9 protein-coding genes, 1 tRNA gene and 2 pseudogenes are annotated in these 9594 nt (G+C 67.1%); 3 read left to right on the top strand and 9 right to left on the bottom strand.

The window, feature by feature from the left end; all coding sequences use genetic code 11:
- Window positions 1-15: 15 nt before the first annotated feature.
- The gene (gene rimO, locus QP166_RS10545; RefSeq protein WP_333915870.1) at window positions 16-1347 is read right to left on the bottom strand and encodes a 30S ribosomal protein S12 methylthiotransferase RimO; all 1332 of its coding nucleotides are present in this window, start codon (window positions 1345-1347) and stop codon (window positions 16-18) included.
- 94 nt (window positions 1348-1441) lie between these two features.
- Here rimO and QP166_RS10540 point away from each other — a divergent pair, with 94 nt between their 5' ends.
- On the top strand, window positions 1442-2536 hold the full coding sequence (locus tag QP166_RS10540; RefSeq protein ID WP_333915869.1) for an anhydro-N-acetylmuramic acid kinase: 1095 nt from the start codon (window positions 1442-1444) through the stop codon (window positions 2534-2536).
- Window positions 2537-2548: 12 nt separating this feature from the next.
- Here QP166_RS10540 and QP166_RS10535 read toward each other — a convergent pair whose 3' ends face one another.
- The 6 genes and pseudogenes from QP166_RS10535 to rpsA form a co-directional block, all read right to left on the bottom strand.
- On the bottom strand, window positions 2549-2971 hold the full coding sequence (locus tag QP166_RS10535; protein ID WP_333915868.1) for a DUF4112 domain-containing protein: 423 nt from the start codon (window positions 2969-2971) through the stop codon (window positions 2549-2551).
- Window positions 2972-2976: 5 nt separating this feature from the next.
- The gene (locus QP166_RS10530; RefSeq protein ID WP_333917396.1) at window positions 2977-3480 is read right to left on the bottom strand and encodes a hypothetical protein; all 504 of its coding nucleotides are present in this window, start codon (window positions 3478-3480) and stop codon (window positions 2977-2979) included.
- Window positions 3481-3554: 74 nt separating this feature from the next.
- Window positions 3555-4388: pseudogene (locus tag QP166_RS10525) on the bottom strand (ABC transporter substrate-binding protein); the annotation flags it as partial.
- A gap of 44 nt (window positions 4389-4432) precedes the next feature.
- Window positions 4433-4516: transfer RNA gene (locus tag QP166_RS10520), tRNA-Leu, on the bottom strand.
- A 59-nt stretch (window positions 4517-4575) separates the two neighbouring features.
- Window positions 4576-4857 carry an integration host factor subunit beta gene (locus QP166_RS10515; RefSeq protein ID WP_333915867.1) on the bottom strand — a complete coding sequence of 94 codons (282 nt, stop codon included), beginning with the start codon at window positions 4855-4857 and terminating at the stop codon, window positions 4576-4578.
- A 173-nt stretch (window positions 4858-5030) separates the two neighbouring features.
- Window positions 5031-6738: pseudogene (gene rpsA, locus QP166_RS10510) on the bottom strand (30S ribosomal protein S1).
- A gap of 276 nt (window positions 6739-7014) precedes the next feature.
- Here rpsA and QP166_RS10505 point away from each other — a divergent pair.
- Together QP166_RS10505 and QP166_RS10500 are read left to right on the top strand one after the other, a co-directional pair.
- Window positions 7015-7248 carry a type II toxin-antitoxin system ParD family antitoxin gene (locus QP166_RS10505; protein ID WP_443027207.1) on the top strand — a complete coding sequence of 78 codons (234 nt, stop codon included), beginning with the start codon at window positions 7015-7017 and terminating at the stop codon, window positions 7246-7248.
- A gap of 65 nt (window positions 7249-7313) precedes the next feature.
- A complete protein-coding gene (locus tag QP166_RS10500) occupies window positions 7314-7541 on the top strand; it encodes a type II toxin-antitoxin system RelE/ParE family toxin (RefSeq protein WP_333915865.1) in 228 nt (75 codons plus the stop codon).
- Here QP166_RS10500 and cmk read toward each other — a convergent pair.
- Both cmk and aroA read right to left on the bottom strand, forming a co-directional pair.
- Window positions 7538-8161, bottom strand: a complete 624-nt coding sequence (cmk, locus tag QP166_RS10495; RefSeq protein ID WP_333915864.1) for a (d)CMP kinase — start codon at window positions 8159-8161, stop codon at window positions 7538-7540. The genes QP166_RS10500 and cmk overlap by 4 nt on opposite strands.
- Window positions 8158-9495, bottom strand: coding sequence for a 3-phosphoshikimate 1-carboxyvinyltransferase (gene aroA / locus QP166_RS10490; protein WP_333915863.1), 1338 nt, complete (start codon window positions 9493-9495; stop codon window positions 8158-8160). Before aroA ends, cmk begins: the two co-directional genes overlap by 4 nt.
- Window positions 9496-9594 lie beyond the last annotated feature (99 nt).

Raw genomic sequence — 9594 nt, 5'->3', positions numbered from 1 at the left:
GGTGGGCGAGCCCGATTAGACCGGAACGCCGAACAAATCGTGGTCGTCCGCTTCCTCGATCAGCACCGGCAGGATGTCACCGGGCGCGAGATGCCCGGCATCGCGCAAATGCACTTCGCCGTCGATCTCCGGCGCATCGGCCATCGACCGTCCGGACGCGCCGCCGCTTTCGGCATCGACCGCGTCGACGATCACGTCCAGCCGGCGGCCGACCTTCGCGGCCAGCTTCGCCGCGGAGATCGCGGCGGTCTTTTCCATGATCCGTGCGTAGCGTTCTTCCTTGACCGCTTCGGGCACCGGATCGGGCAGCGCATTGGCCGACGCACCCTCGACGGGCTCGAACCGGAACGCACCGACGCGGTCGAGCTGCGCCTCGTCGAGCCAGTCGAGCAGATACTGGAAGTCTTCCTCGGTCTCGCCGGGGAAACCGACGACGAACGTCGAGCGGATCGCAATATCGGGGCAGATGTCGCGCCACGCCTTGATCCGTCCGAGCACCTTCGCGTCATTGGCAGGGCGCTTCATCCGCCGTAGCACAGCGGGGGCTGCGTGCTGGAAGGGGATGTCGAGATAGGGGAGCACCAGCCCCTCCGCCATCAACGGGATCACCTGATCGACGTGCGGATAGGGGTAGACGTAATGCAACCGCACCCAAGGCGCGATCTTGCCCAGTTCGCGCGCGAGATCGGTCATGTGCGGGCGGACCTCCGCACCCTTCCACATCCGCGACTGGTCGCGGATGTCGATGCCGTAGGCGGACGTATCCTGGCTGATGACCAGCAGTTCCTTCGTTCCCGCTGCGACCAGCTTCTCCGCCTCGCGGAGGATCGCGTCGGGACGGCGGCTGACCAGATCGCCGCGCAAGGACGGGATGATGCAGAAGGAACAGCGGTGATTGCAGCCCTCGGAGATCTTCAGATAGCTGTAATGGCGCGGCGTCAGCTTCAGCCCGGCATCCGGGATCAGATCGACGAACGGGCTGAGCGAGGCAGGCGCGGCGGCGTGAACCGCCTCGACCACCTGCTCATATTCGTGCGCGCCGGTGATCGCGAGCACGCCGGGGAAACGGGTGCGGATCGTTTCGGCTTCCTTGCCCATGCAACCGGTGACGATCACGCGACCGTTTTCGGCGATCGCTTCGCCGATCGCCTCGAGCGATTCTTCCTTGGCTGAGTCGAGGAAGCCGCAGGTGTTGACCAGCACGACATCCGCGCCAGCATAATCGGCGGACATCTGATAGCCATCGGCGCGGAGCTGGGTCAGGATCCGTTCGCTGTCGACCAGGTTCTTGGGACAGCCGAGCGAGACCATGCCCACGCGGGGCGGTGAGGGGATTTGCGTTGCCATGGGATCGTCCGCACATAATGCGCGACGACGCGATTTGCCAGTGGGCCCGGCACGCGCGATAGCGGCGGCTGTTTCGGTACAGAGGGAGGCGGGGATGCTGGCGATCGGATTGATGTCGGGCACGTCGCTGGATGGGATCGACGCGGCGCTGATCGAAACCAATGGGCAGCAGGCGGTTCGACACATCGCATTTCGCGGCGAGCCTTATTCGGACGCAGCGCGCGCGCAACTGGCGGAGGCGACCGCGATTGCGCTCACCTATCCGCGCCCACGCGCCAGCCCGCCGCTGGTGGAGGCGGCGGCGCTGATCACGCGGACCCACGCCTTGGCCGTGCAAAAGCTGCTTCGTGACGCCGGCGCGACGCCCCAGGATGTCGGCGTGATCGGCTTTCACGGCCAGACGGTTGCGCATCGTCCCGACCGGCGCTGGACATGGCAGATCGGCGACGGGCAGGTGCTTGCCAACGTCACCGGCATCCGCACCGTCGCCGACTTTCGCAGCGCCGATGTCGCGGCAGGCGGGCAGGGCGCGCCGTTGCTCCCGATCTATCACGCTGCGCTTGCCGCTGCGCTGGACGGGCCGGTCGCGGTCCTCAATCTCGGCGGCGTCGCCAACGTCACGCTGATCGACAATGGAGAGGCGGTCGCTGCCTTCGACACCGGCCCGGCCAATGGGCTGATCGATACATGGGTCGAGCAGGAAAGCGGCGCGCGCCTCGACAAGGATGGCGCACTCGCGGCCTCGGGGCGCGTCGACGAAACGGTGCTCGATACGCTGCTCGACCATCCGTTCTTCGATGCGCCATACCCCAAGTCGCTCGATCGCAACGACTTCACCGTTCAGGCGGCGCGCGGGTTGTCGGCAGCAGACGGGGCGGCGACGTTGACCGCCTTCACCGCGGCGAGCGTTGCGCACGCGCTGACGCTGCTGCCGGTCGCGCCGCGGCGATTGCTGGTGGCGGGCGGTGGGCGCCACAATCCCGCGATGCTGCGGATGATCGCCGAGCATACCGGGCTTATCCCCGAGCCCGTCGATGCGCTCGGCTGGCATGGCGACGGATTGGAGGCGGAGGGCTTCGCCTATATGGCGGTGCGGACGCTGGCGGGGCTGCCGATCAGCTTCCCGGGGACGACCGGTGTGCCGCGCGCGATGCCGGGCGGCACGGTGTTCGTGCCTGCCGCGGCGTGACGCGTACCGGTCTCAGCGATCGAGCGTGACGGTGGCGGGATGGTGGCGATCGAGGTGCTTCTTGATCCGCTTCAGGTTGCGCGTGTTCGAGCGGTAGAAAAAGTCGGCGGCGTCGCCCACGACCGGGATCATGCCCAGGACGGTGTCGAAGCCGACCCGTGCCGTCATCCCCATCAGCGCCAGCCGCCCCATGCCGAGATTGCGCGCTTCCCACACCAGCCACATGCCCATCGCGCCCGCGACGAGATCGCCGACCACCGGCACCAGTCCGACGATCGCGTCCAGACCGACGCGGCGGTTGATCCCTGGAATGACGTAGAGCCCCTCCAGCAACCGTTCGACCGCCTCGACGCGGCGCCGGACGGCGGCGGGATCGGTGCCGACGGGCAGGCCGTCGAAGAGGCCGGCGTTCAGCGGCGTGGGGCGAGCGTTCATGGAAATCAATTGGGGTCGGCGCGCAGCCGGTTCAATGGGTGCCACGCGCGGGGATTGGGCTGCCATTGCCGCAGACGAAGCGCGACGAGCGACCAGCGGAATGGCCTTGCGAGCGGGACGAACGCGACATCCTGCGTCAGCAATCGATCGGCGAGCGCCGCCGCCTCGGCACGCTGCGGCAGCGTGTCGGCCAGGCGCGCGGCGTCGATCGCGTCGCGCGCCTCGGGAGAGCAGGCGACACACGCTTCGGCGAGATACCAGCGCGCATTGTCATAGGGTGCGACCCGGTCGACGAGGCGCAGGTCGGCGGCCGGATCGTCGCGCGCGACGCGCACCGGCTTGATGCCGATGGCATAAAGATCCCGCGCGACGTGTGCCCATAGGATCGTTCCGCCGGGTCCGGCGGGCAGCGCGATACGGACCACCGGCGCGTCGCCGTTCGCCGTGCGCCACGCCGCGACGCGCGTCCGCGCCGCTGCGGGGCGTTGCTCGGGGGCAGGGTCGCCCATGCCGGGACCATTGGCGGGGCTCCCGAGTCGAGTTGCTCGGGCAGGACGGTCTCGCGCGCCGGCCAGTCGCCGGAGATGCTGCGGGTCAGATCGGCGCGGTCGATCGCCTGCGCGATGGCGCCGCGATTGTCGGCGTCCGCAAGAAAACCCTCACGCCTGACGATCGCCAGCCCAAACAGCCCGGCGGCGGGATCGATGCGAACGTTCGCGGGCGCGGGGTTGGCGGCTTGCAGGATCGGCCAGTCGTCGATCGTCCCGCCGCTGACCAGATCGGAGTGACGCTCGACGAAGCGCAGGATCGCCATCGCGGCGCGCTCGCCGCGCAGCAGCACGTTCTCTTCGGGGGTCGGGCGTTCTTCGTCGGGGTCGCGGTCGGGATCGAGCGCCGGGGTCAGCAGGATGCCATCGCGGCTGCCATCGCGCCGTCGGAACGGTCCCGCTCCACCGGCCGGCGCGGCGCGAACGAGCGCCATTTCCGGTTGCGCGAACAGTTTGAGGAGGTCAGGGCGCGGTCTCGCCAGTTCAATCTCGATCACCTCGGGAGTCATTTCGACGACCGAGGCGACGGCGGTCAGATAGGGTGCGATCTGGTTCGCGGCACCGCGCGCGATCTGGCGACGGAGCAGGGGGACGACATCGCGCGCCAACACCGGCGTACCGTCGCTCCATGCGGCATCGCGAAGGCGGAAGATGTAGCTGCGCCCGTCGTCGATGACGATCCAGCGTTCGGCGACGCCAGCCTCGATCTGCCCGACCGCGTCGAACCGGACCAGCCCCTCGGCAAGCGAATCGGTCAGTAGGCGGTTCGGCGTCGACAGGTCAGCGCGATCGCGTCCGGCGACGTGGGGCGTGGTGCCGATCACGCTGACGACGACGGCGCCGACATCGGCTCGCCGGCCGCACGACATCGTGGCCAGCGCGAGGAAGGTCGCCGCGGTCAAGCGAACGATGCTGGTGCGGGCGGCGGGACTCGAACCCGCACGCCAATGGCAGAGGATTTTAAGTCCCCAGCGTCTACCTATTCCGCCACGCCCGCGCATCATCGGCCACGAAGCCGTTGTGACGCGCCGCGTCAACCCATAGCGGGCCGCCGATTCACGCGACGTTGAGGCGGTGACGCATTTCCTTGCCGGGTTTGAAGAACGGCACGCGCTTGGCATCGACATCGACCGTTTCGCCAGTGCGCGGATTCCGTCCGACACGCGCATCGCGCGCACGGGTGGAGAAAGCTCCAAAACCGCGCAATTCGACGCGGCCGTTGGCGGCAAGCCGACCAGTAATCTCATCGAAGAAGGTCGAGACGATCGCCTCGACATCGCGCTGGGACAGGCCGGGATTGTCCTTCAACAATGCCTGCACCAACTCCGATCGTATCATCGTCTGCGGTTCCCTTAGATCAGGATTAACATCACGATGACCTGATACATGTAAGTTTGAGTCGTCGGTACCTCCGAATTGGCAACGATTGCGCAAAGTGGATCACCCAACTTAGGTTAAAGAAAAGGGGCCGACCATCGGCCGACCCCTTCGCTGCCGCAAGGCAGATGCGCTTACTTCTTGGTGTCGCGCGCCTTGAGCGCTTCGCCCAGGATGTCGCCGAGCGACGCACCCGAGTCCGACGAACCATACTGCGCCACGGCCTGCTTCTCTTCGGCGATCTGCATTGCCTTGACCGAGAAGGTCGGCTTCTTGGAGCGATCGAAGCCGGTCACCATCGCGTCGAACTTCTGCCCGACCTGGAAACGCTCCGGACGCTGCTCGTCGCGATCGCGGCCGAGGTCGGTGCGCTTGATGAAGCCGGTCGCGCCATCGTCGCCCGCCTGCACTTCGAGGCCCGCATCGCGAACTTCGAGGACGGTGACGGTGGTGACCTGGTTCTTGCCCAGGCGATCGCCCGCGCCCGCCGCGACCGGACCGCCACGCTCGAGCTGCTTCATACCGAGCGAGATCTCGCTCCTTCTCGGAGTCGATGTCGAGCACGACGGCCTGAACCATCTCACCCTTGCGGTGCAGGTTCAGCGCGTCCTCACCCGACACGCCCCATGCGATGTCAGACATGTGGACCATGCCGTCGACGTCGTTGTCCAGACCGATGAACAGGCCGAACTCGGTGGCGTTCTTGACTTCGCCCTCGACGGTCGAGCCGATCGGGTGCGCGGCAGCGAATGCCTCCCACGGGTTGTTCTGCGCCTGCTTCAGGCCCAGCGAGATGCGACGCTTGTCCTCGTCGACCTCGAGCACGACGACTTCGACTTCCTGCGAGGTCGAGACGATCTTGCCCGGATGGACGTTCTTCTTGGTCCAGGACATTTCGCTGACGTGGACCAGGCCCTCGATGCCGGCTTCCAGCTCGACGAACGCACCATATTCGGTGATGTTCGTGACGCGGCCCGATAGCTTCGCACCGACCGGATACTTGGCGGCGGCGCCATCCCACGGATCGCTCTCGAGCTGCTTCATGCCCAGCGAGATGCGCTGCGTGTCCTTGTTGATGCGGATGATCTGCACCTTCACGGTGTCGCCGATGTTGATCATCTCGCTCGGGTGGCCGACGCGCTTGTAGCTGAGGTCGGTGACGTGCAGCAGGCCGTCGATGCCGCCCAGGTCGACGAACGCACCGTAATCGGTGATGTTCTTGACGACGCCATCGATGATCTGGCCTTCATGCAGCGACTGGATCAGGCCCGAACGTTGCTCGGCGCGGGTCTCTTCCAGAACCGCACGACGCGACACGACGATGTTGCCGCGCTTGCGGTCCATCTTCAGGATCTGGAACGGCTGCGGGATGTCCATCAGCGGGGTGACGTCGCGCACCGGGCGGATGTCGACCTGCGAACCCGGCAGGAACGCCACGGCGCCGTTCAGATCGACGGTGAAGCCACCCTTCACGCGGCCGAAGATCACGCCCTCGACGCGCGCGGTCTTGGCGAATTCCAGCTCCAGCTTGTCCCAGGCGGCTTCGCGGCGGGCGCGGTCGCGCGACAGCATCGCTTCGCCGTGCATGTTCTCGACGCGGTCGACATAGACCTCGACTTCGTCACCGACCTTCAGGTCGGCCTTCTGGCCCGGCGCAGGCGCGAATTCGCGCAGCGGCACACGGCCTTCGCTCTTCAGGCCGACGTCGATGACGACCAGGTCGTTCTCGATGGCGGTAACGGTGCCCAGCACCACGCGGCCCTCGAAGCTGTCGGCGCCGCCGAACATGTCATCGAGCATCGCCGCGAATTCATCACGCGAGGGAGTTGCCACAGAGGCCATAAAAGAAACTGTCCTATGTCGTTTTCCGGCCAGGCGGTTGGTTCCGCCGGTCTTGGCCATCACTGTCGCACCGGCCCCGTGCCGGGTGCGACATCCGTTCGATCTGGGGAGCGGCGGGGGCTATTCGCGGATGTGCGAAAAGGCGCGAAGGGCAAGCCATCGCGCCGCGCCTCCGCGAGCCACAGCCCGCCGGACCGCCGCGCCCTAGCCGAAAAGTGCCCGGCAAGCAAGGTTGACAATGATTGCCAAACGGGGAACCTTGCAGGCATGGCTACGATGAACATCTCGCTCCCCGACGCCATGAAAGACTGGGTCGAGGAGCAGGCGGCGACCGGCCGGTACAGCAACTCCAGCGACGTCGTGCGCGACCTGATCCGCCGCGAACAGGTGCGGGCGGAAAAGATCGCGAACATGCAGCGGCTGGTGGACGAGGCGCGCGCGAGCGGTGTGTCGCAGCGATCGCCAGAAGGTCGACGTGCGGAAGCGCGTCGGCGCGCGCAACTCGACTGATCGGTTATGAGCTACAGTCTGAGTGATGAGGCGGACGAGGATTACTTCTCGATTTTCTCTTCGGCGTGCAGAAGTTCGGACGGGAACAGGCCGAGCGGTATGCGGATCAGCTCGATCGTGCATTCGTGTTTCTTGGCGATCATCCGAGGGCAGGCCGACAGCGGCCGGAGTTGCGCGCCAACGTTCGTAGTTATCCGACGGGATCGCATCTCATCTTGTACACGGTCGATCCGGACGACAATGTCCTGATCCTCCGCATCCGCCACGGCCGCGAGGATTGGCTCGCCGACTAGCGTTGGAGGCGTGCATCCACCAGCGCGATCGCGCGCGAAATCGCGGCCTCGATCGACAGAAAGCTGGTGTCGAGTTCCATCGCATCCGCCGCCGCGACCAGCGGGGCAGTGGAGCGGGAGCTGTCGCGATCGTCGCGCGTGCGAATGTCGGACAGGACCTGATCGTAGCTGATTGCGCTGCCGCGCTTGTGGAGTTCGTCGTGACGCCGTCGCGCGCGGATCGTCGGGGTGGCGCGCACGAACAACTTGGCGTCGGCGTCGGGCGCGATCACGGTCCCGATATCGCGCCCATCGAGCACCGCGCCACCGGGCTGGTGCGCGAAGCGCCGCTGCCGCTGGAGCAGCGCCGCGCGCACCAGCGGATGTGCCGATACGATCGACGCGATCTGCCCGGTGGCATCGTCGCGCAGGATCGCGTCGCCGAGCAGGTGATCGTCGAAGTCGCACGCCGCGATTGCATCGGCTTCGAGCGCCGGATCAAGCTCCAGCCGCGTCACTTGAGCCGCAACCGCGCGGTACAGCAACCCGGTGTCGAGGTGCGGGATGCCGTAGTGGCTGGCGAGCGCGCGCGCGATCGTACCCTTGCCCGAAGCGGCGGGGCCATCGACCGCGATGATCATGCGTCGGCTCCCGATAATTGCGCCAGTTGCTGATAGAAGGCCGGGTAGCTGGTGGCGACCGGCGCGATGTCGTCGATCGTCACCGCGGCGCGCGCGTGCAGTCCGGCGACCGTCATGCTCATCGCGATCCGATGATCGAGCTTGGTCTCCACCGTCCCGCCGCCCGCGATCTTCTCGCCGCCCGATCCATGGACGGTCAGCCCGTCCGAATGTTCGTCAGTGGCAACACCGTTTGCGGACAGCGCGGCGCCCATCGCCGCGATCCGGTCGCTTTCCTTGACGCGCAGTTCCTCGGCCCCGCGTGCAACCGTCGCGCCTTCGGCAAAGGCGGCTGCGACGAACAGCGCCGGATATTCGTCGATCATCGATGGCGCGAGATCGTGCGGTACCACGATCCCGGCAAGCGCCGCATGGCGGACGCGCAGGTCGGCGACCGGCTCGCCACCGACGACACGCGCATAGAGCTCGGTGATGTCAGCGCCCATCATGCGCAACGCGGTCAGCAGGCCGGCGCGCGTCGGGTTGAGCCCGACATTCTCGATCACCACGTCGCTGCCCGGAACGATCGACGCCGCGACCATCCAGAACGCCGCCGACGACGGATCGCCGGGCACGACGATCGACTGCGGCTTCAGCTCCGCCTCGCCGGTCACCGAGATGATGCGTCCGCGTGGGCCCTGTTCGACGGTCAGCTGCGCGCCGAAGCCGGCCAGCATCCGCTCGCTGTGATCGCGTGTCGGGACCGGCTCGATCACGCGCGTGATGCCCGGCGTGTTGAGCGCGGCGAGCAGCACCGCCGACTTTACCTGCGCCGAGGCGACCGGCAGCTCGTATTCGATCGGGACCGCCGGGCAGGCGCCGCGCACCATCAACGGCAGGCGCGTTCCCGGTGACGCTTCGATCGACGCGCCCATCTGTTCCAACGGCACCGTGACGCGCGCCATCGGGCGTGACGACAGCGAAGCGTCGCCCGTGAAGGTCGCGGTGATCGGATGGCTGGCGACCAGCCCCATCAACAAGCGGGTCGAGGTGCCCGAATTGCCCATGTCGAGCGCCTGCGTCGGCTGGAGCAGCCCGCCGACCCCCACGCCGTGGATGCGCCAGATGCCATCCTCGCCACGCTCGATCGTCGCGCCCAGCGCCCGCATCGCGGCGGCGGTGGCGAGCACGTCCTCGCCCTCCAGCAGCCCTTCGACGCGGCTTTCGCCGACCGCCAGCGCGGACAGCATCAGCGAACGGTGGCTGATCGACTTGTCGCCGGGAACGCGGATCCGTCCCGACAGCCGCGTGGGCGAGGGAACGGTGAACGGAGTGGGGGAGGAGGAATGCGCCATGCGCGCCGCGCCTTGCCAGCCGCCTTGCGCTATGGCAAGGCACGCGCCACTTCACAGGGCGACCTGTTTGATCCACCCATCCGAAAGGCTTTTCACGGC

This window comes from Sphingomonas sp. LR60 (genome assembly GCF_036855935.1).
Classification (GTDB): Bacteria; Pseudomonadota; Alphaproteobacteria; order Sphingomonadales; family Sphingomonadaceae; genus Sphingomonas.
The sequence above is the reverse complement of the archived record's forward strand: the minus strand, read 5'-3'. Positions and strand labels throughout refer to the sequence as shown.